This window comes from Streptomyces sp. NPDC051172 (assembly GCF_040682555.1).
Taxonomy (GTDB): Bacteria; Actinomycetota; Actinomycetes; order Streptomycetales; family Streptomycetaceae; genus Streptomyces.
The window spans coordinates 1-1,059 of sequence record NZ_JBFBBE010000472.1 but is presented as its reverse complement, the minus strand read 5'-3'; the positions used below and the strand labels follow the sequence as shown (position 1 = coordinate 1,059).

Below are 1,059 nucleotides of genomic sequence, written 5' to 3'. Positions count from 1 at the left end.
AGCGGGCGTGGCTCGCCACCGGCCTGGCGGCGCTGCTGCTCACGGTCCGAGAGGACATGGGCGTGTCCCTGCTGGCCGTGGCCCTGGTGATGGCGATCCGTCGCTTCTGGCCGCAGGCCGCGGTCACCGCCGTGCTGGGTGTGCTCGGCTACTGGTTCGCCACGTCCGTGGTGATCCCCCACTACTCCCCCACCGGGGCGTTCGGCTACTGGCAGTTCACCGCCCTGGGCCCGGACATGCGCAGTTCGGTCCTGTTCCTGCTGACCCAGCCGTGGAACGCTGTCGCGGTGCTGTTCGACCACCCGCTGAAGGTGGCCCTCTGGCTCCTGCACTTCGTCCCATTGCTGTTCCTGCCGGTCCTGAGCCCGCTCACGCTGATGGCCCTGCCGATCTTGCTCTCGCGGCTGTTCAACGACCGGCTCAACGTGTGGGCCCCCGTGTACCAGTACGACGCGATCCTCGCCCCGCTGCTGCTCATGGCCGCGCTCGAGGCGGCCCACCGGCTGGCCGGACGCCGGGACGCGCTGCGCCGGCTGCCCGCCGTCCTCGTCTCTGCGGCACTGGCCGCCGGTCTGATCGGCACCGCGTTCTTCCCGCAGGTGTACCCACTGCACCGCACGGTCGTCGGCGACATGACGACGACGCAGCACGCCCGCGACCTCGACCACGCGGTCGCGCTGATCCCGGACGGGGTGTGCGTCGAGGCCGCCGACAACGCCGTGCCGCACCTGACGGCCCGCACCTACGTCGGGCTGCACGGGGACATCGGCGACGAACTGGCCACATGGATGATCGTGGACACCTCGGTGCCCGAGCTCGGCGGCTGGGACCCCCTCACCCCGGAGCAGGCACTGGCCCGCGCCGAGCGGCTCGGCTTCGAGCGGGTCTGGTCCGCAGGCGACGTTGTCGTCCTGCACCACCCGGACCGCGCGGTCTCGCCCACCTGCACGACGTACCTCGAACACCGCTGAGCCGCGCCCCACGGCGCCGGCGGACCCGCCCCGCCGTCAGCGGTCCGCGGACCCGCCGAGCGGCTGCAGGCCGCGTCCGGCCGGGGGC

Annotated in this window: 1 protein-coding gene; it reads left to right on the top strand. The window is 72.8% G+C overall.

Annotation, left to right across the window (positions count from 1 at the left end; translation table 11 throughout):
- On the top strand, nucleotides 1–971 hold a 971-nt coding region (locus AB0N07_RS52025), incomplete at its 5' end, for a DUF2079 domain-containing protein (protein WP_365848126.1).
- Nucleotides 972–1,059: the final 88 nt, after the last annotated feature.